9 protein-coding genes are annotated in these 20943 nt (G+C 71.6%); 3 read left to right on the top strand and 6 right to left on the bottom strand.

The genetic code is table 11. The annotated features are described in order from the left end of the window. Position 1: 1 nt before the first annotated feature. Together M8I34_RS07345 and M8I34_RS07340 are read right to left on the bottom strand one after the other, a co-directional pair. Positions 2-271, bottom strand: a complete 270-nt coding sequence (locus tag M8I34_RS07345; protein ID WP_250048460.1) for an acyl carrier protein — start codon at positions 269-271, stop codon at positions 2-4. A gap of 107 nt (positions 272-378) precedes the next feature. Further along, positions 379-1326 (bottom strand): chlorinating enzyme, encoded by a 948-nt coding sequence (locus tag M8I34_RS07340; protein ID WP_250048459.1) that lies wholly within the window; start codon positions 1324-1326, stop codon positions 379-381. Positions 1327-1977: 651 nt separating this feature from the next. Here M8I34_RS07340 and M8I34_RS07335 point away from each other — a divergent pair. The 3 genes from M8I34_RS07335 (at position 1978) to M8I34_RS07325 (ending at position 11689) form a co-directional block, all read left to right on the top strand. Further along, positions 1978-2742, top strand: coding sequence for a thioesterase II family protein (locus M8I34_RS07335; protein WP_250048458.1), 765 nt, complete (start codon positions 1978-1980; stop codon positions 2740-2742). A gap of 50 nt (positions 2743-2792) precedes the next feature. Continuing rightward, entirely contained in the window at positions 2793-6248 is a 3456-nt protein-coding gene (locus M8I34_RS07330) for an amino acid adenylation domain-containing protein (protein ID WP_250048457.1), read from the top strand. A 293-nt stretch (positions 6249-6541) separates the two neighbouring features. Next, the gene (locus M8I34_RS07325) at positions 6542-11689 is read left to right on the top strand and encodes a non-ribosomal peptide synthetase (RefSeq protein WP_250048456.1); all 5148 of its coding nucleotides are present in this window, start codon (positions 6542-6544) and stop codon (positions 11687-11689) included. A 294-nt stretch (positions 11690-11983) separates the two neighbouring features. Here M8I34_RS07325 and M8I34_RS07320 read toward each other — a convergent pair whose 3' ends face one another. The 4 genes from M8I34_RS07320 to M8I34_RS07305 form a co-directional block, all read right to left on the bottom strand. After that, on the bottom strand, positions 11984-12706 hold the full coding sequence (locus tag M8I34_RS07320) for a thioesterase domain-containing protein (protein ID WP_250048455.1): 723 nt from the start codon (positions 12704-12706) through the stop codon (positions 11984-11986). Continuing rightward, positions 12703-13128 (bottom strand): cytochrome P450, encoded by a 426-nt coding sequence (locus M8I34_RS41845; protein WP_374210868.1) that lies wholly within the window; start codon positions 13126-13128, stop codon positions 12703-12705. Before M8I34_RS41845 ends, M8I34_RS07320 begins: the two co-directional genes overlap by 4 nt. Positions 13129-14004: 876 nt before the next feature. Then, positions 14005-16311 carry a non-ribosomal peptide synthetase gene (locus M8I34_RS07310; RefSeq protein WP_250048480.1) on the bottom strand — a complete coding sequence of 769 codons (2307 nt, stop codon included), beginning with the start codon at positions 16309-16311 and terminating at the stop codon, positions 14005-14007. Positions 16312-16316: 5 nt separating this feature from the next. After that, positions 16317-20912 (bottom strand): condensation domain-containing protein, encoded by a 4596-nt coding sequence (locus M8I34_RS07305; RefSeq protein WP_250048453.1) that lies wholly within the window; start codon positions 20910-20912, stop codon positions 16317-16319. Positions 20913-20943 lie beyond the last annotated feature (31 nt).

Genomic DNA, 20943 nt, shown 5'->3' with positions numbered 1-20943 from the left:
CTTAGCTCTCGCCGACCGCGCCCGCGAGGGAACCGTTGCGCCGGATCGACGCCGCGATCTCACGCAGGCTGCTCTCGGCGTACAGGTCGTCGGGGGGAAGGGCGTCCTCGCCGTAGGTCTCTTCCGCCTTGCCGATCAGCCTCATCGCGGTCAGCGAGGTGCCGCCGGCTTCGAAGAAGTCGCTGTCGGTGCCGGTGACCGGCAGGCCGAGGCCCTTGCAGACCTCCACCACCCAGTTCTCGATCTCGTCGTGATTGTCAAAAGCACTCATGGCGCTGCGTAGTCTCCTCTCAGGCGTGGGCACTGTGGCCTTGCGCGTGCCGGGCAGTGACCGGGTGGCGGGCATGCCTTGCTGCGTGTCCGCCGGCCGGGCACGGCCTAGCGTCGCGGGAAGCGGTACCCGTTGACCGTGGTCTCGACGAACCGGTTGTGCTGGAACTCATCCTTGCCGGAGACGAGCACATTGCCGAACTTGTCGAGGCTCGCGGCACCGCCGAATTCCTGGAGGGAATCGGAGTGCGGATAGACCTGCACGGAGGTCGGAAGATAGCGGCCGGCGAATCCAAGCCGCATCTGGTCGGTGAGGCCGCTGTGCGGGTGAGACGCATGCATCAGCGTGGACCAGAAGATGATGAACTGTCCCTGCCGCATCACCTGGGACTCGGCCTTCGACTCGTCCGGGCTCCAGTTGGGGTCCTTCTGGAGCTGGCGGTAGTCATAGCCGAAGAACCCGCGGCGTACGCCGTCCTTTTCCTTCTTGTTGATGGAGTCGACATCGTACGTCATCGTCTTTGACTCGTCGTAGTTCATCGTCTTGTGCGAACCCGGGATGAACTGGAGGCAGCCGTTTTCCAGCGACGCTTCGGTGAAGGCGGACCACACGGTGATGGTGCCACCGAATTCGGCGTCCTCCGGCCAGACGATCTGCGGGTGCTTGGAGCCGGCGACGTTCGAGAAGTTGTCGGCCTGGTGCCAGTCCGTACCCTCGTCACCAGGGTACTTGGGGAAGAACTCGCTGCGCCAGCACAGGACGTCCGGACCCAGCAGGCTGGAGACCCGGTCGACGATCTCGGGCCTGGCGATGTGCTCCGCCAGGAAGTCCACATCGAGATGCCGGTCGTAGTTGGCCAGGTTCGTGTTACCCGAAACGGCCTTGTCCTGCTTATAGATGGCCTTCTTGGTGTTCAGTAGCTTGGGACGCAGCGCGCGAAGATTCTTCTCCATCTCTTCGGGCTCGTACAGATCGAAGGGACCTATGAACCCGTTCTGATGGAATTTCTCGATCTCCTCGGCCGTGAGCGAGAAGTTCAGATCCTGCCGTTCCATTTCGCACCTTTCGCTGAACACACACTGAGACAGAGCCGAAAAGATGGAGACCCGGGAGGGTGACCTCGATCCCGGATTCTTGCACTGGCGCGCCGCGCCGGCTCCAGGGATCGGGCCGGATGCATTCCATCACACCAGGCGGACCGGGTGAATGGAATGGTGGAAATCGCCGGTGCCGGGTACTTGGTACCGCCGGCGGAGAGAAGATGGTGAAGACGGGAAGCGGGGCGGCCGTTACTCTCCGGGCGCCGGCTCGGAAACTGTCTGCGCCGGGGCCGCGTTCGGCCGTGGCGCGGGACGTCATCGGACGTAGGGGGACGCGGTGCGGGCACGACGGTAGGAGAGCCGAGCGCCCTCGCCGTCGAGCGGGGCCGGCCGTCGTCGTGCCGTGCGCGGCCGGGTCGCGGGCGGGGCGGAGTGCCCTGGCGGGCCGGTCGTCCGAGTCCTAGTCGCACCCCATGGTCACCATCACCCCTTCGCCTCCACCGCCGGCACGCCTCGCAGTCTGGCACGGAACGGCGCCGTGTCCGAGGAGTTGCCGGCCTTCACCGGGTAAGGGAACTCCCCGACTGGCCGACACCCGTACGGGCTGCGAGCCTCAAACCGACTTCGCAGAGATCGTTTGACTCGACGGGAACAGTGTGGTGGTGCATGAACGCGCTACGCGTGTGGTCGAAGCCGGACGAGGTCCGGATGTGGCTGCTCTGTCTGCCGCCCGGAGGCGGCAGTGCGCGACTGTTCAAGGACTGGGCCGGGCTGCTGCCTGAGGGCCTTGGCGTGGCCGCGCTCGAACTGCCCGGCCACGGCAGTCGGCTGGCCGAGCCCGCGGCCACGAACCTCGAGAGCGCCGTCGCGGAACTCGCTGATGCCGTGACACCGCTGCTGGAGCGGCCGGTGATGCTCTTCGGGCACAGCATGGGTGCGGTTCTCGCGCTCGACCTGGCCTACGAGCTGCGTACTCGGCGCGGATGGAAGCCAGTTGCCCTGGTCGCCGCCGCGAGTGAGCCGCCCGAACGACAGCGGGTGCCGGAGGCCTCTCCCGACGCCTCGGACGAGGAACTGGTGACCTGGCTCCGCGGTCTCGGCGGTACATCCGAGGAGTTGCTCACCAGCCGGGAGTTTCTCGCCGAGATGCTGCCGGCGCTGCGCGCCGATCTCCGACTCGTCGCAGGCAGGACGGAGCGCGCACAACCGCCGCTCGGCTGTCCGCTGCACGTCTACCTCGGCGAGCAGGACCTGTCGGTCGACGGGCCCGCGTCGGAGCGCTGCTGGGCCACGCTCACGACGGGCAAACAGCTGTCCCGCAGCTTCCCCGGCGGTCACTTCTTCGTTCAGGAATCCACCGGACCGGTCCTGGCCGCACTGGCCGAAGACGCGGACGCGGCGGTCGGAGGCCGGCTCCTGCGATCCGGATGAGCGAGTCAGGCGCACGAGGGTGAGGCCGAACAGGAGGAATGGGCATGGTCATGGCGGATATATCCGAAGCGCACGAAGGTGACGCGGACCGCAGCACGTCGAGAGAGACAGCCGGAGGGGCGGGCCAACTCCCCCTGAAGGGGCTGTCGGAGGAGCGCAAGGCGCTGCTCACCCTGGAACTTGCCCGCCGCAAGGCGGCGGCGCTCACACCACGGCGGCTGCCGCGCGAGGGCGCCGAGCCGCGCTTCCCGCTCTCCTACGCACAGGAGCGGCTCTGGTTCCTCGCACAGGCGGACCCGGAATCGACGGCCTATGTGATGCCCGGAGCGCTGCGCCTTCGCGGCCAACTGGACCGACAGGCCCTCAGCGGTGCCCTGGACGAGATCGTGCGTCGGCACGAGGTGCTCCGCACCACCTTCCCCGACGAGGGCGGCCGGCCTGAGCAGCGTATCGGCCGGCCCCGGCCGGTTCCGCTCGCCGTGCTGGACGTGACGAGCGAGGACGAGGTCTCCGCCGCGCTCCGGGCCGAAACGACCACGCCCTTCGACCTGACGTGCGACCTCATGGTGCGCGCCCGGCTGTTGCGGCTGTCCGACGAGCATCATGTGCTCGTGCTCGGTCTCCATCACATCGCCGCCGACGGCTGGTCGCTCGGCGTCCTGCTGCATGAGCTCGGCGCGCTCTACGACGCCTTCCGGCGGGGTGCGCCCTCTCCGCTGCCCGAGCTCGAGACGCAGTACGCCGACTACGCCGTCTGGCAGCGGGACTGGCTCGCCACCGGCCCGCTGGACGACCAGCTCGCCTACTGGCGAGAACGCCTCGACGGCACCCCCGTGCTGGAGCTGCCCGCGGACGGCGCCCCCACGGCGGAGCGCACCTGGCGGGGCGCGTCGGCACCGTTCGACTTCCCCCCGCAACTGTGGAAGGAGGTGGCGGACTTCGCCGAGGAACACCGGACGACCCCGTACATGGTCCTGGTGGCGGCGTTCGCGGTCGTGCTCGCACGGTGGAGCGGCGAGCAGGATGTGGTGATCGGTTCACCGCTGGCCGGGCGCTCCCACCCCGAACTGGAGCCGCTGGCCGGGTTCTTCGTCAACACCCTGCCACTGCGCGTGGACGTGCCGGGCGCGACGTCCTTCGCGGCGCTGCTCGCCGAGGTGAAGCAGACCTGTACCGAGGCGTACGCCCATCAGGACGTCCCCTTCGGCAAGCTCGTCCAGGCGCTGCGGCCGGACCGCTCGCTGGGTCCTGTGCCGCTGGTGCAGGTGATGCTCGCACTGCGCGATGTGCCGGGACAGGCGCCCGCCTTGGCCGGGCTCGACGTAGAGGAACTGGACCTGGCGACGAACCAGGATGCCAGCAAGTTCGATCTCGTCCTCGATCTGGTCCCGGAGCCGGACGGCCGGCTGCGCAGCCGGGTCGAGTTCAGCACCGACCTCTTCGAAGCGGCCACCGCGGGCAGGATCGCCGACGCGTTCGTCCGGGTGCTGGAGGCCGCACTGGCCGAACCCGATCAGCTCGTCGACCGGCTGCCACTGGTGTCGGCGGACGAGCGCGCGCATCTCGTCGGGGAGCTGTCCGGGGACGGCGACGCGAGCGCCGCGGACACCGCCGGCCTCCTGCACACCCTCATCGAGGAACAGGCGAGGGCCAGGCCGGACGCCACAGCGGTCGCGTGCGGCACCACCGAGCTCACCTACCGGGAACTGACCGAGCGCGCCGGCCTGCTCGCGCACCGGCTGCGTTCCCTCGGTGCGGGACCGGAGCAGCTCATCGGCGTCTGCCTGTCCCGTTCGGCCGACATGGTGGTCGCTCTGCTCGGCATCCTCAAAGCGGGCGCCGCGTACCTGCCGCTCGACCCCGGCTATCCGCAGAACCGGATCGACCTGATGGTCCGCGACTCGGGCGTCTCGATCGTCATCACCGAGCGCGCCGTGGCCGCCACCGGCCGGCTGAACGTGGGAGAGGACAACGGAGCCGGTGCCGGCCTCACTCCCGATCTGGTGCTCGTGGACGACCTCGGCGTCGAGGGGACGGCGGAGCCACTGCCCGAGCTGGCGCACCCGCGCACCCTGGCCTATGTCATCTACACCTCGGGCTCCACCGGTCTGCCGAAGGGCTCGGCCAACGAGCACGGCGGTGTGGTGAACACGCTCGCCGGGCTGAACCGGACGCTCGGCCTCAAGCCGACGGACCGGATGCTGGCGATCTCCAGTCTCAACTACGACATGTCGGTGTACGAGATCCTCGGAAGCCTCCTCGCGGGCGCATGTGTGGTCGTCCCGCCCGCAGATCTTGAGGTCACCGACCCCATACGGCTGCGCCAACTCCTCATCGACGCCCGGGTCACCACCTGGAGTTCGGCGCCGGCCCTGCTCGAATTGCTCGTCAACCACGTGCACGGCGGCCCGGGTCTCGACGGCACCGCGCTGCGGATGGCCGTCCTCGGTGGCGACCGGATGGAACCGGGGCTCGCCGGGCGGCTCGGCGAACTGCTGCCGGATCTGCGGCTCTACAACCTCGCGGGCATGACGGAGGTCTCGTACTGCTCGACCTACCACCTCGTGCGGCGGCCCGAACCGGTCCCCGGCATCATCCCGTGGGGCCGCCCGCTGCCCAACCAACGCCTCTACGTCCTCGACGCGCACGGTGAACCCGTCCCCGTCGGCGTCCGCGGCGAGCTCTTCATCGGCGGCGCGGGTGTGCGGCGTGGTTACTGGCAGCGGCCGGGCCTGTCGGCGCAGCGGTTCACGCCCGACCCGTTCGGCCGCGACTCCTCCGGGCGGCTCTACCGCACCGGCGACGCCGCGCGCTGGCGTTCCTCGGGCGAGCTGGAGTTCCTGGGCAGGCTCGACCACCAGGTGAAGCTGCGCGGCCTGCGGATCGAGCCGGGCGAGATCGAGGCCGCGCTGACCTCCCATGAGGACGTCAAGCGCAGCATGGTGCTCATGCGGGGTACGGGCACCGAGCAGCGCCTGGTCGCCTACCTCACCACGCAGGGCCCGTTGCCGCCGAGCGTCGGTGAGCTGCGGCGGTACCTGCTCGACCGGCTGCCCGGCCACATGGTGCCCTCGGCGTTCGTGCTCATGGAGGAATTCCCGCTACAGCCGAGCGGCAAGGTCGACCGGTCCGCACTGCCCGACCCTGCCGCGAACCGGCCCGAACTGTCCGGCGCCTACGTCGAGCCCACGACGCCACTGGAGCGGGTGCTCGCCGGGATCTGGGCCGAGGTGCTCGAACTGGACCAGGTGGGGTCGACCGACGACTTCTTCGACCTCGGCGGGCACTCGTTGCTCGTGACGCAGGCGGTCTCCCAGATCCGTGACCTGTTCCGGGTGGACCTCTCGATCCGCAGCTTCCTGGCCGCGGGCACGGTGCAGGCGCTGGCCGGCCGGCTCCGCTCGGCCGCGGCCGAAGCGGGGACGGACGTCGACCGGACGGCGGAGCTGATCCTCCAGGTGAGCGGCATGGATGCGGATCAGGTGACCAGGAGGCTCGCCGAGTGATCCATCCGACGTGGCCGTGCTCCGCCCCGCAGGCATGACGCCCGATCAGAGTCCTTGCTTGCCGCACCTCCTGGCCAAAACGTCCGGGCCCCAGGGCGTGCTTGCCGATGGCGCTGACCCTGGTGCGGTGCGCACGCGGTACCACCGATGCTGCTCCCCGCGGGCAGCCGCCACCAGGACGCGGTGCACGCCGACGACGAGCGGGCGCCGTGGAGGCCGTGCGCTTCGGCGCCGGCCGCTTCCGTGACCCCTTGCTCCGCCACCGTTGACCGACCTTCGTTCGAGGAGTTCACATGGGCCCCACCTTCATCGAGATTCTCCGCCGGCGGGCCGAGGCCACTCCTCATCGTCCGGCACTGGAGTTCGAGGTCTCGGAGACAGAGATCCGCACGCTGGACTACGCCGCACTCGACCGGGGCGCCAGAGCGGTCGCCGCGCAGATCCAGCAGCGCGCCAGCCGGGGCGACCGGGTCCTGCTCCTGCACCAGCCCGGCCCCGACTACGTGACGGCGTTCTTCGGCTGCCTGTACTCCGGAACGATCGCCGTCCCGGTCTACCCGCCGCTCGGCACCCATGGCCTGGAGCGGGTGCGGGCCATCGCCGCCGACTCCGGTGCCATGCTGGCCCTGGTCGACACCGCCACGCTCGCCGCGATCGATGACCGCGGCAACCGGCTCGATCTGGGCTCCTCCCTCGAGTGGGCGACCACCGACGACGCGGCCACGGCGCCGGAGGACTGGCAGGAGCCCGAACTGTCCCCGGACGACCTGGCGTTCCTCCAGTACACATCGGGCTCCACGGGGACGCCGAAAGGCGTCATGCTCAGCCACGCCAACCTCGTGCACAACTCGGAGACGATCGGGCGCTCCCTCCGGCTGGACGAGAACAGCCGCGGCGTCAGCTGGCTCCCGCCCTACCACGACATGGGGCTGATCGGCGGCATCCTGCAACCCGTCCACACGGGCTTCCCCTGCACGCTGCTGTCCCCGCTGACCTTTCTCCACCAGCCGCTGCGCTGGCTGCGGGCACTCAGCCGCACCCGGGCGACCATCACCGCCGCCCCCGACTTCGCCTACGCCGAGGCACTGCGCCGCACCAAGCCCGAGGAGCGCGAGGAGCTCGACCTGTCGGCGCTGCGGCACGCGCTCGTCGGCGCCGAGCCGGTGCGCCGTGCCACGATGGACGCGTTCGCCGAGGCCTTCCGCACCGCGGGCTTCCGCCGCTCGGCGTTCTACCCGTGCTACGGCCTCGCCGAGGCCACCCTGTTCGTCACCGGCAGGGCCGATCCGGCGGCCGAGCCCGCCGTCCTGCGCGTGCGGCGACCGGATCTGGACGAGGGCCGGGCGGGCATGGCCGCACCCGGTGAGCCCGCCGCCGAGCTGACCGGCTGCGGCTGGGCACACCACGAGGACCTCACGCTGATCGTCGATCCCGCCACGGGCGAGCCGCTGCCCCCGGGCGCCGTGGGCGAGGTCTGGGTCAGCGGCCCGACCGTCGCCCGCGGCTACTGGAACCGTCCCGAGCAGACGGCCGCCGCCTTCGGGGCCGTGGCCGAGGGCCACCCCGGACGCGTCTTCCTGCGCACCGGGGACCTGGGCTTCCGGCACGAAGCGGAACTGTATGTGACCGGCCGGATCAAGGACCTGATCATCGTCCGTGGCCGTAACCTCTACCCGCCGGACCTCGAAATGACGGCTGAGCGGGCCCACCCGCTCCTGCACCCGGGCCGCAGCGCGGCCATCGCGGTCGACAACGGGGCGTCGGAGCAGGTCGTGCTCGTGCACGAGGTGGTCAGGACGTTCCGGAACGAGGACGGGCCCCTCGTCGTCAGGGCCGTACGCGAGGCCGTGATGGCCGAGCACGGGATCGCGCTCGCGGACGTCGTGCTCGTCCGGGTCGGCAAGATCCCGCGCACCAGCAGCGGCAAGGTGCGGCGGGCGGAGTGCCGCGCGCGCTGGCTCGCCGGAACGCTCGAACCGGTGGCGGCAGCCGAGCGGACCGGGCCGGCCACGACGGTCCCTGCCGAGCTGACCGAGCTCGTCGCAGCGGCTCTGGACACCGACCCCGCCGCACTCGTCGCGGACGCACCGCTGGTCAGCCAGGGGCTCGACTCGCTGCGTGCCGTCCGGCTCAAGGCGGCGCTCTTCGACACGCGCGGCGTGGACGTCCCGCTCGCCCGGTTCCTGGACGGCCTCACGCCGCTGGACCTCGCCGCCCTTCCGGCGCACGAACCCGCACGGCCGCCCGTCACCGCCCAGCCGGGGCCCGCCGTGGTCACCCCCGAGCAGGAGCGGATGTGGCTGCTCGACCAGATGGGCGCGGGCGACGCCTATCACGTCGTCGGCGGGCTCCGGCTGCACGGACCGCTCGACCGGGCGCTGCTGGAGCGGTGCCTCACCGGGCTCTTCGACGAAGTCCCGCTCCTGCGCTCGGTGTTCCGGCGAGGACCGGACGACACGCTGGGCCTGTCCGTCCTGCCCACCGTCGAGGTGTTCCGGCTGCCGTTCCGCAACCTGTCGGCGCACGGCGAGGACCGCGTGGCGGAAGAGCTGCGGGCGCTGGCCGCCGAGCCGTTCGATCTCGGCACCGGACCGCTGGTACGCCTGCTGCTGCTCCAGCGGAGCCCGCAGGAGTGGGTGCTGGGCATCGCCGCGCACCACGCCGTGCTCGACGGCTGGTCGATGGGCCTGCTGCTCCAGCGGCTCGGCGACGCCTACCGGGACGGCGGGACGGTCGAGCCCAGACCGTCGGCGATCCCTCCCCTTGTGCCGTGGACCGAGAAGAGCCTCGCCTCGTGGCGCGAGCGGCTCGACGGGGCACCGGCCCTGGAGCTCCACACCGACCGTCCCGTTCCGGCCACGCCGACCTGGCACGGCGCGTCCCTGCCCGTACGGATCCCCGCGGATCTGGTCGTCAGGCTGCAAACGGTTGCCGCGGAACGGGGGGCCACCCCCTTCATGGTGCTGCTGGCGGCCTTCGGCGCGCTCCTCGGCCGGTGGAGCGGCCAGGACGACCTGGTGGTCGGCACCGTGGCCGCGGGCCGGGACCAGCCCGGCACCGAGACCGCCATCGGCATGCTCGCCGACATCCTGCCGCTGCGCGTGCGGACCGGTTCGGCCGGTTTCGGCGCCGTCATCGACGATGTGCGGGCCCAGCGTCTCGCGGCCTACGACCCTGAGCGGCCGCCGTTCGACGAGATCGTGCGTGCCACCACCGAGCGGCCGGCCGACGGCCGCGCTCCGCTGGTACGCGCGCTTCTCGCGCTCCAGAACCTCCCGATCAACCCCTGGGAGGCACGAGGTGTGCGCGCCGAGCCCTTCGAACTCCCCTCTCCAGGAGCGCAGTTCGAGCTGGCTCTCCACCTCGTTCCGACCTCCGACGGCTCGCTGACGGGCCACGCCGTCTACGCGGTCGACCTGTTCGAGGAGCAGACCATCACTGCCCTGCTGTCCGGGCTGCCCGTCCTGCTCGACGCGGCGCTCACCGATCCGTCCGCCTCTGTCGCCGACCTGCCGACGCTGGCTCCCGCCGAGGCGGAGCGGATCGCGCGAACCGTCGCGGACGGCGGCCCGGCGGCGCACGGCGGCATGCTGGTCCACCAGCTCGTCGAGCGCGTCGCACGATCGGCCCCTGAGGCAACGGCCGTGGCATGGGACGGCGGTTCGCTCAGCTATGGCGATCTCGACGCGCGGGCACGGGGCCTGGCGGCCCGGCTGCGCGAACTCGGGGTGACCCCGGACCAGCCGGTCGCCGTGTGCCTGCCGCGCTCGCCCGAGCTGGTCATCGCGATCTACGCCGTTCTCCTCGCCGGTGGCGCCTACCTGCCCCTCGACACCTCTCACCCACTGGCCCGCCTCACCCGGCAGATCGGCATCGCGCGCGCCCGGATACTCATCGGGTCCGCGCCCGGGCTCACGCCTCCCGAGGGCACCGTGCTGGTCGGTCCCGAGGAGACCGGCACCGGCCTGTTCACGGATGCGGAGGTGCTGCCGGGACACCTCGCCAACGTGCTGTTCACCTCGGGCTCGACCGGCGAGCCCAAGGGCGTGATGACGACTCACGACGCCCTGGCGAACCAGCTCGTGTGGTACCAGCGCACCCTCGGGCTGGACGCCGGGGAGGCGGTGCTGCTCAAGACCCCGGCGAGCTTCGACGTGGCCACCCTGGAGATGCTGGCGCCGCTCGTGGCCGGGGCCACGGTGGTCCTCGCCCGGCCGGACGGACACCGTGACACCTCTTACCTCGCCCATCTGATCGCCCGGCACTCCGTCACCATCTGCCACTTCGTCCCGTCGATGCTCCAGATCTTCCTCGAGGAGCCCGACGCCGTGCACGCCGCACGGACGCTGCGTCAGGTCGGGTCCGTCGGCGAGGAGCTGGCCCCGGCGCTGGCCGAGCGCTTCGCCGAGGTGCTGCCCGGTGTCCGGCTGCACAATCTGTACGGGCCGACGGAAGCCGCGATCGAGGCAGCTGCCCAGGAGATCGGTCCCGCGGAGACAGTCCTGAGCCGCGTCCCCATCGGCCGCGCGATCGCGGGCACCCGTCTCTACGTTCTCGACTCATCGGGCGGGATCGCCCCGCCGCTGGCCCCGGGCGAGCTCCACATCGGCGGGGTCGCTCCGGCGCGTGGCTATCTCGGCCGCCCCGCCCTGACCGCCGACCGGTTCGTGCCCGACCCCTACGGCTCCGGCACACGCTTGTACCGGACCGGTGACCGCGCGCGGATGCGCCCTGACGGGACGTTCGAGTACCTGGGCCGGCTCGACCGGCAGCTCAAGATCCGCGGCCAGCGGGTGGAGCCCGGCGAGATCGAGGTGGTGCTGAACCGGCACCCGCTCGTGCGCGCCTCGGTCGTGGAGGCAAGGCCCGACACCTCGGGCCGGCTGCGGCTGCTGGCCTGGGTCGTGCCCGCGGGCACGGAGTTCCCCTCCCCCGGCACGCTGCGCGCCCATCTGGAGCAGGTGGTGCCGGCGGGCCTGGTCCCGGACACGGTGACCGTCCTGTCGGAATTCCCGGTGAGTCCGCACGGCAAGCTCGACCGCTCGGCGCTACCGGATCCGGCCCCACGGCCGGCCGCGTCCGAGCAGGCGGTCTCGCCGCGCAACCCCGTGGAGGGCAAGATGGCCCGGATCTGGAGCGAGGTGCTGGGGGTGCCGGAGCTGTCAGTCACCGCCGACTTCTTCCAGCTCGGTGGTCACTCACTCATGGCTACCCGGGTCGCGATGCGTGTGCGCTATGCGTTCGGAGTCACCCTGTCCGCCGGTGAGCTGCTCAGCGGCACGCTGACGATCGAGCGGTTGGCGGCCCTGGTGCAGAGCAGGCAGCTTGCCGAAGCGGGCGACGGTGAGGTCGACGACGTACTCGGGTGGCTGTCCGGGCTCTCGGACGACGAGGTCGCCGAGTTGCTCGCCAAGGAGCCGGGTGGTGAGGGCATGCCGTAACGGGCACGGCGCAGCCGCGGTGAGGGCGGCGCGGTCCGGGCGGCCCTCCCCCGTCGGCCGCGCCCGCCGCGTCCGCCAGGGTCTTGCCGCGCGGGGCGGCCTCCACCGCGGCCGGGCCCCCTTGCGCGGCAGCCCGCACAGCACTCACGAGCAGAAGCCCTGCCGGGACCTCACCGGCAGGGCTTCTTCGTCACCGCTCCACGACCCACGAGTGCCCGCCGCGACCGGCACCCGGCACGCCTGCTGCGGCACCCGCCGTCAAGGCGGGCGCCGCGCGAGCGCAGCCCTCTCCCGTCAGGCGCTCAGATCCGCGAGGAAGGCGTCCATCAGGTCGTCCGGGGCCTCCATGAACCGGTAGTGCGGTCCTTCCAGGACCCGGAAGGTGGTCTCCCCGCAATCCGCCCAGGAATCCATCAGCCGGTGGTCGACCTCCGCGTCCTGGTCCCACCCCAGCGCGGTGATGGGGCAGGGCAGGCGGACGGGCTCGTCCGGGTGGTAGCGCTTGTTGGTCTCCACGTCCGCCCGCAGGATCTCCAGGCTCAGATCGACCAGGTCGGGGCGCGGTTTGCCGCCCAGCTGCACGATCAGGGTGTGGACCTCGTCGGCCAGCTCGGCATCGGACATCTCCAGGAAGCGGCCGTGCGGACCACGGTGCGGAGCGACCTGGGAGGAGACGAACAGCCGGTCCGGGGTGGGATACCCCTTCTCCATCAGCCGGACGGCGGTCTCGTAGCCGGGCAGCGCGGAGCCGCAGTGGCCGAAGAGCCCGAACGGGCGGTCCAGGTACGGGTGCAGCACCTCGACGAGATCATCAGCCAGGGCCTCGTACGTCCCGTAGGGCTCCTCGCGGAAGCGGTTCTCCCGGCCGGGGGGCTGCACCGGGACGATCTCCATGTCGCCCAGGAACCGGGGCCACTTGCGGTACATGCTCGCCCCGCACCCGGAGTAGGGCAGACAGAACAGGCGCGTGGCGCTCTCGGGCGACGGCTCGCGCAGGAACCACTTCGAGGCGCTCACTTGACCAGCCCCGTGTGCGAACGGGCGGCTCCCGCACGGACCTTGGCCACCATCGGCATGTGCTTGATGCCGGCGACGAAGTTGGAGTGCAGGTGCTCCACCTCACCCACGAGCTCGAAGTCCTCGAAGCTCTCGAAGAGCTCGGTGAACAGGATCTTCATGCTCATCCGGGCCACGGTGTGGCCCACGCAGTAGTGCGGGCCGCTGCCGAAGGCCATGTGCCGGTTGGGCTTGCGGCGGATGTCGAAGGTGAAGGGGTTCGCGAAGACCTCCTCGTCGCGGTTGGCCGAGCCCAGCCAGACCACGACGGCATCGCCCGCCCGGATCTTCTTGCCGCGCAGCTCGATGTCCTGCAACGCGTACCGCATGAAGTGGTTGGTCGGCGAGGACCAGCGCAGCGCTTCGTCCACCCCGGTGTTCATCAGCTTGGGATCCGTGCGCCATTCGTGCAGTAGCGGGGTGCCGACGATCTCGGCCATCGCCCCGGTCGGGACGAACGGAGTGGTGACGTTGGCGCCGAGGATCAGGCTGTAGCAGTTCGAGAGGATCGCACCGGTCTCCAGGCTCCGGCCGTCGATCTCCATGCCGAGCAGCAGGCTGATGAGGTCGTCGCCGAGGTTGTTGCGCCGGTCGCGCAGAATGTCGTGGAAGTAGGCGAACAGCTCCCGGTGGGCGGCCTTGAGCGTCTCTTCGGCGCTGCCGGGCCCCGCGAACTCCGGGTCGTCCGGGGCTATCGACATCGTCGTCAGCTGGGTCAGCCGGGTCCAGTCCTCACGCGGCAGGCCCATCATCGTGCCGGCAGCGGTCATCGGCAGCGTCATCATCGACTCGGCGAAGTCGAAAGGCTCTTCGCTCAGGGCGGGTTCGAGGAGCCGGCGCACCTCGCCGGTGACCGCCTCCCGGTACTTCTCCACCTGCTTGTTCGTCAGGGCCCGCTGCATGGGGGCCCGCATCCGGGTGTGCCGGGGCGGGTCGGTGGCGGCCATCTGCCGGCCGCGCGCCGGGTCGTCCTTGCCCAGCAGGAAGAGCATGGTGCCGCGCTGGGAGGTGAACAGCGTGTGGTCGCGCAGCACGAGGTCGGCGTCCTCGAACTTGGTCACCGACCAGAACCCCAGGGTGTCGTCGACCTGCTGCCAGCGCACCGGGTCGCGCTGCCGCATGGCGTTCCAGATGGAGTGCGGGTCGCCCTCCCCGTACAGGACGGAATCGGTCAGATCGACGGAATCGAGGTCGATCTGCTCCGGCGGCACCGACTGGCTGAGCTTCACTTCGGGTGGTCTCCCTGTCTCAACGGCAATTCAGGCGGATGTCAGGCTGTCGAGCTCTTCAGCCAGTTCGGCGACGGTGGGGCGCAGGTAGAGCGTGCGCGCGGACAGCTCCACGCCGAAGCGGTCCTGGAGGCGTCCCAGAAGGTCGGCCGCGATGAGCGAGTGGCCGCCCAGTTCGAAGAAGTCGTCGTCCATGCCCACCGGTTCGATGGCCAGCAGATCGGCCCACTCCTCGGCCACGGCGCTCTCGGTGGCGGTGCGCGCGGCCGTGTACTCGGTGGCGAGCGGCCGGGCGGCCCGGCGGGCGGTGGGCAGGGCCGCCCGGTCCACCTTGCCGTTCCGGTTCAAGGGCAGCTCGGGCAGCGTGAGGATCGCCCAGGGGACCATGTAGCCGGGCAGTTCGCCCCGCAGCCACTCCCGCAGCCGCTGTCCCAGTGCGGCCGGGCTGTCGTCGTCGGGCCGCTCCGCGGTGATGTAGGCGAGCAGCCGCTTGCCGACGGCGCCGTCGCTCTGGGCCACGACGACGGCCTGGCGCACGTCCTCGTGCCGGTCGAGTACGGCCTCGATCTCGCCCGGCTCGACGCGGTAGCCCTGCACCTTGATCTGCCGGTCGGCCCGGCCCAGGAACTCCAAGGTGCCGTCGGGCCTGCGGGATACGAGGTCACCGGTGCGGTACAGGCGCGCACCGGGTTCGCGTGCGAACGGATCGGGCACGAAGCGCTCCGCGGTGGCACCCGGCCGGCCCGCATATCCGTGGGCCAGCCCCTCGCCGCCCGCGTACAGCTCGCCGGGCACACCGACCGGAACCGGCCGCAGCTCGGGGTCCAGCACCAGGGCGCGGGTGCCGCTGATGGGCTTCCCCAGCGGGATGAAGTTTCCGGCCGGGGGCTCGGCGGAGGTCCAGCAGGTGGTGAAGGTGGTGTTCTCCGTGGGCCCGTAGCCGTTGGTGAACACCAGCCCCGGGTGGGCGGTCAGCAGCCGCCTCACGTGCGTCGCGGAGACCACGTCGCCGCCGGCCACCACATGGCGCAGACCCGCGAAGGCGTCCAGGTGCTGATTGACCATTTGGTGGAAGAGGCCCGCGGTCATCCAGGCGACGTTCACCTTCTCGTCGACGAGCGTGGCGGCGAGCTGCTCGGTGGCGAGCGAGCCCGGCGGGTGGACGACCAGCCGCCCCCCGTTGACCAGCGGCGCCCACAGTTCGAGCGTCGAGGCGTCGAAGGCCACCGGAGCGAGCTGGAGGAAGACGTCCGACGGACCGAAGTCGGCCCAGTCGGGCTCGACGACGAGCCGGGAGACCGCGGCGTGCGGAACGCGGACGCCCTTGGGGGTGCCGGTCGATCCGGAGGTGAAGCTGACGTACGCCACCGCGGTGGGCGCCACGTCGACGCCGACCGGCGACACCGGGGTCTCCTGCCCGTCCGGGGTCAGCGGCAGCACGGTGACGCCGGCCGGCACCGAGGCGGCGAACCGGTCCTGTGCCAGCACATGGCCGGCACCGGCGTCGGCCAGCAGCTCGCCCAGCCGCCGGGCCGGGAGGTCCGGCTCGAACGCGGCATAGGCGGCCCCGCACTTGAGGATGGCCAGCAGCGCGACGACGAGGTCGGGCGAGCGCTCGGCGAGGACGCCGACGACCCGGTCGCGGCCCACGCCCTCCTTTTGCAGACGAAGGGCGAGCCGGTCGGCACCGGCGGCGAGATCGCGGTAGCTCAGCTCCGCCCCGGCACAGCTGACGGCGACCGCTTCCGGAGTACGTTCCGCCTGCTCCTGAACCATCACATGCAGCGGCCGCGCGGGCACCGGGGCGCGGCCCGTACCGGCCTGGGCGCCCACCAGGGCCAGGTCGTCGGCGGTGGCCAGTGGGAGAACCGACAGCGGCACGGCGCCGTCGGCGGACGCGGCACGGTGCGCGGTGCGCAGCAGACCGGTGATCCGCTCGGCGTCCTCGGCGGTGTACCGCCCGGCGCCGGCCGTCGCCCGCAACAGGGCGGGACCCGCCTCGACGGTCAGCCCAGGCGCTGTTCCCCCGGGGTCGGTGTCCCAGACGAACCGGACATCGGCCACCACTGACGGGTCCGCTTCCGCACCGTCCCGGTCCTGCTCCAGGGCCGCCAGGTCCGCCTCCGCCACGGCGCTCAGAGCGGCCGGCGTCGGGTCCTGGGACAGGTCGAACGACAGCACGCCTTCGGTGTGGGCGTCCCGGTAGGCGACCCGTACGGTGTCCTCAAGCGTGCACCGGTGCAGGACCGCCACCACACAGGCCACGGCGGACGCGGGCCTCAGGGCGGACGCTTCGCCCGGCGGGCCACTCGCCCCGCGCTCCGGCGATTGGGTCATTGATGTCACGAGTCCTCCTTGGAGGGGGTGGACGCGACCGGGGCCGCAGCACGGCGACTGCGCAAGGCGGACCGGTCGACGCGCTGGATGGGGGCCACGGCCTCGCTGGGCCGGGCCAGTTGCTCGTCCACGTACGCCGCGACGGCTGCGATGGTCGGCGACTCGAAGAGCAGGCCGAGCGGTACGTCGACCTTGTACTCCTGGCGCACGGTGTCCATAACCTCGGAGCCGAGCAGCGAGTGCCCGCCGAGAGCGAAGAAGTCGTCGTGGACGCCGACCCGGTCCACGCCGAGTGCCGCCGACCACATGACTGTGAGCCGGCTCTCGGTCTCGGTGGACGGTTCCCGGTGCGCCTCGGCCGCGGCGGCCGCGAGGTCGGGGCCCGGGAGGGCCGCGGAGTCAGTCACGCCCGCCCGGTCGAGGGGGAAGTGGGGAACCACCAGGACGTGCTCGGGTACCGCGTGGGCGGGCAGCCGCTGTTGCAGGTGCTGGCGCATTCTGCTGACCACGGCCCGCTCGCGGGTGAGGCTCAGCGGGTCGTTGTGCAAGGTGCCGTGCGGGGCCGGCCCGGTGCCGGCCGTCACCCGGCTGCCGAAGCCGGCCGGCAGCGGATCGGCGGGGGCCGTCCGCGCGGAGCCGGTGGCCTCCGCGCGGGTGAACAGCACCTCCACGGTGCCGTCGGCCGCGTTCTCGGCGCACTGCACCAGTGCGGTGTAGCCGGCCTTCTCGGCCAGTGCCGCGAACAGCTGCGGATCGACCGCCCCACCGGGCTCCGAGCGGCGGGGCGTGAGGGCCGCGGAGGTGTCGGAGACGGTGGCAGTACGTCCCGCCATCAGGTCCGCACAGGCACGCAGCCGGGCGTGGACACGGCTGTCCGGCACGGCCGCGAGCAGCATCCGCCGGGGGGCCCGCTCCCGCAGGGACCCGGTCACGGCGTCGAGGGTCAGGCCGTCCGCCTGCCAGTCGAGGGTGAGGTCCGCGCTGCCGGGGCTCACCGGCTCGCCGGCCCGCAGCACCACGTCGTAGCGGTACGCCCCCAGTTCGTTGCGGTGGCGTCCGAGCCTGGGGAGCAGATACACCTCACCGATCCCGGGCAGCCGCCCGGCCAGTTCGGTGAAGTAGCGGGGGTCCAGCGCCAGTTCCTCCTCCTGGCCGACGCGGGCGGCCACCGCCTGACTCAGCTGACCGGCGGGATCGGTGGCCTGGCGGAGGTCCAGCTGTCCGGGCAGGTGCAGGGCGCCCAGCAGCGGCAGGCTGCGTACGGAACCGAGGTAGATGTGGCCGCCGGGGCGCAGCATCCGCAAGGCTCCGTCCAGGACCCGCTCCAGGTACCGCGCATTCGGGAAGTGCTGGATCACCGAGTTGAGGACGACGGTGTCGAAGCCGCCTGCGGTGAGTCCGTCGTAGTCGTCGGCGGCCCGCTCCAGGAGCTCGACGTCGTCGACCTTGCTGGCGAGCCAGTCGCGGTGATCGCGGATGTGGTGCAGCGCGTGGGCGGAGAGGTCCGTACCGGTGTACGAGGCGCAGCGTGGCGCCAGCCGGAACAGCAGCCCGCCGGTCTTGCAGCCGATCTCGAGAACATCGGACGGCTCGAGCGCGAGGATCCGCCGGAAGGTGGTGTCGGCCCATTCGCGCATTTCGGCGGCGGTGAGGTACTCGCCGGTGTGCGGACTGTTCCAGCCGCCCACGTTGAGCGTCGGATCGTCCTCGGCCGCACGCGTGGAGTAGATCTCCGCGAACCGCAGGCGGTCCGTGGTGCCGCTGTCGGCGTCGTCGTCCATACGCAGGGACAGGTGGGCGATCAGGCTGGGATCCTCGTCGCCCGGTCGTGCGCTGAGCACGGCCCGCTCGATACCGGAGGCGCCGTGCAGCGCCGCCTCGACCTCACTCTGCTCGACACAGTGGGTGCGTACCCGGATTTCCTCGCCCAGCGGGTCCAGGGTGCCGTCGGGAAGGCGGCGCACCCGCTGGTGGGTGCGCAGGAGGCGGGCGCCGTCTTCGCGCAGCGGGTCGTCGGCCAGCAGCGCGCGGTGCTCGTGCGGCCTGCCGAGGTAGCCCTCGGGCAGCGGGACGTCGCCCAGCCAGAGTTCACCGGGCACGCCGATCGGTACCGGCAGGCCCGTCTCGTCCAGGATGCGCAAGGTGGCGCCGGGCTCGGGCGAGCCGACCGCCGCGGTGAGGGCTGCGGGGCAGCGCTCGGCCCCGAACGGCTGGGCGATGATGTCCAGCGCCGCGTGGGCCGGGCCGTACTGGAGGTGGACCCGGCAGCCGGGGGCGGCCGTGTGCAGCCGGGCGGTGAGTGCGGGCCAGGGGCGCTCGTCGCGCAGGACCACCTGGCGCAGGGTGGCGGGCACCTTGTCGGCGTCGAGCAGCACGGCGAGTTCCGAGGGGGTGCACCGCAGGACGGTGACCGCTTCGAGGGACGGGGTCCCGGCCGGTGCGGCGGGCTCGTCGCTGCCGGCGATGGCCACACACGCTCCGGCCGCCGGGGCCCACAGGAGCTCCCACGGCGAGAGGTCGAATCCGGCTCCGGTGGACAGCACGGTGTGCTCGGCGCCGTCCGCACCATCCCCGTGCAGATAGGTGGCCGCGGCCCAGCGGAGCCGGTGGGCGACGCCGGCATGGGTGTTGACCAGGCCGCGCGGGGTGGCGTCCGGCGTGTGCCGGTAGTTGACGAAGGCGCCCTGGTCCGGCGCCGGGACGGCCGCCGGGCCGTCGGCGGGCCGGCGCGCCAGATCACTGCTGACATCGACCGGGCTGACCATGAAGTCCAGCCCGTCCGGCGCCGCGCCGTCGAGAAGGACCAGTCCGGTGGAGCAGTCCAGCAGGACTTCGTTGATGTCGGCGACCGGGTGGCCGGGGTTGAGGGGGACGGCCAGACCGCCGGCCTTGAGCACGGCGAGCAGGGAGACCACAAGGTGGGCGGAGGGCTGCATGCACACCGCAACGGGCTGGCCCGGGGTCACCCCCAGGTCTTTCAGCCACCAGGCGAGCCGGTTGGCGCGTTCGTCCAGCTCGCGGAAGGTGAGGCCGCCGCCGTGGTGGCGGACGGCGGGCGCGGCGGGACGCAGCCGTGCCTGTTCCTCGATGAGCGCCGGGACGGTGGCAGACGGGTCCGGCCGCACCGGGCGCCGGTCACCGTCGTCGCTGAGCAGTGCCGACTCGCGCTCACCGAGGACCGGCAGGCCGGTGACGGGCACGTCCGGCTCCCGGCCTGCCCCGTCGAGGACCGTGCGCAGCGAGTCGAGCATGCGGAGCACGATGTCCTCGGTGAAGACGTCGGTGGAGAAGTACACCGTGCCGCTGATGCCGCCGTCGCTGTCGGGCGACAGGTCCACCTCAAGGTCGAAGCGCGCGGTATGGGTGCTCAGAGGTTCGACGGAGAAGGTCAGTCCGGGCATCTCGACACGCGAGTGCGGCTCGTTGTGGAAGCCGAGCTGATGGCGGACGAGAGGCACCCTGGCGAGCGTGTCACGTTCCGGGACCACGGTCTCGACGATGCGCTCGAAGGGTACGTCCTGGTGGTCGTACGCGCCCAGGCACACCTCCCGGGCCTGCCGGACCAGGTCGCGGTAGGTCGGCGCCCCGGAGGTGTCCATGCGCAGGGCGACCTCGTTGACGAAGCAGCCCACGAGGTGTTGGAGTTCGACGTGCCGGCGCCCGGCGACGGCACAGCCGATGACGATGTCGTCCTGGCCGCTCCAGCGTGAGAGCACCACCGACTGGGCCGCGATCAGCGCCATGTACGGGGTGGCGCGCTCGGCCTCGGCGAGGTCGGTGATCCGGCGGACGGTCTCCGGGGCGATCCGGTACTGGAGCGTGCCGCCCTTCCAGCTCAGTTCGGCCGGCCGGGGCAGGCCGGTGGCGATGTCCACGAGCCGGGTTTCGGCGAGCTGCTCGCGCCAGTAGTCGAGCTGGCTCCGCACCGCCGGCCCGCCCAGCCAGTCGCGCTGCCATGCGGCGAAGTCACCGTACTGGAAGGGAAGTTCGGGAAGATCCGGGGTGTCGCCGCACAGATGCGCGCGGTAGCGCTCGCCCAGCTCGCGGATCAGGACGTTGAGCGACCAGCCGTCGGTGGCGATGTGGTGCTGGCAGATCAGGAGCAGATGCTCGTCCGCGGACAGCCGCAGCAGGACGGGCCGCAGCATCAGGTCACGTGCGAGGTCGAAGGGCCGGTCGGTCTCGGCCTGGCAGCGGACCCGCGCCTCGGCCTCCCGCGCTTCGGCGGACAGGTCCGTCAGGTCGATCAGGGGCAGTTCGATGCCGGTGAAGGGGCGGACGGTCTGTACGGGTACGCCGTCGGTCTGCCCATAGGTGGTGCGCAGCACCTCGTGCCGCTCGACGATCTCGCCGAGGCAGCGGTGCAGGAGTTCCACGTCGAGCCGGCCGCGCAGCCGGGCGGTTCCCGCGACGTTGTAGAGGGTCGCCTCGGGCTGGAGCTGGTGGAAGAACCAGATGCGCTGCTGGGCGGAGGACAGCGGCATGGCACCGCGGTCGCCGCCGTACGAGGTGATGCGGTTGTCCGCGACGGCAGGTGCCTGTCGGCCCATCAGACGGTCGAGCAGTTCCCTCTGTTCGGCTGTCAGCGTTGCCGGTCGCATGGGCGCCTCACTCTTCGGTGACGGGTCGGTG

This window comes from Streptomyces sp. MCA2 (assembly GCF_023544705.1).
Taxonomy (GTDB): domain Bacteria; phylum Actinomycetota; class Actinomycetes; order Streptomycetales; family Streptomycetaceae; genus Streptomyces; species Streptomyces decoyicus.
The sequence above is the reverse complement of the archived record's forward strand: the minus strand, read 5'-3'. Positions and strand labels throughout refer to the sequence as shown.

What these genes read in the sequence shown, in the direction of transcription:
- M8I34_RS07305 (WP_250048453.1), bottom strand. Translation starts at nt 20,912, where the DNA reads ATGCGACCGGCAACGCTGACAGCCGAACAGAGGGAACTGCTCGACCGT.
- M8I34_RS07340 (WP_250048459.1), bottom strand. Translation starts at nt 1,326, where the DNA reads ATGGAACGGCAGGATCTGAACTTCTCGCTCACGGCCGAGGAGATCGAG.
- M8I34_RS07345 (WP_250048460.1), bottom strand. Translation starts at nt 271, where the DNA reads ATGAGTGCTTTTGACAATCACGACGAGATCGAGAACTGGGTGGTGGAG.
- M8I34_RS41845 (WP_374210868.1), bottom strand. Translation starts at nt 13,128, where the DNA reads ATGAACACCGGGGTGGACGAAGCGCTGCGCTGGTCCTCGCCGACCAAC.
- M8I34_RS07330 (WP_250048457.1), top strand. Translation starts at nt 2,793, where the DNA reads ATGGCGGATATATCCGAAGCGCACGAAGGTGACGCGGACCGCAGCACG.
- M8I34_RS07310 (WP_250048480.1), bottom strand. Translation starts at nt 16,311, where the DNA reads ATGACCCAATCGCCGGAGCGCGGGGCGAGTGGCCCGCCGGGCGAAGCG.
- M8I34_RS07335 (WP_250048458.1), top strand. Translation starts at nt 1,978, where the DNA reads ATGAACGCGCTACGCGTGTGGTCGAAGCCGGACGAGGTCCGGATGTGG.
- M8I34_RS07325 (WP_250048456.1), top strand. Translation starts at nt 6,542, where the DNA reads ATGGGCCCCACCTTCATCGAGATTCTCCGCCGGCGGGCCGAGGCCACT.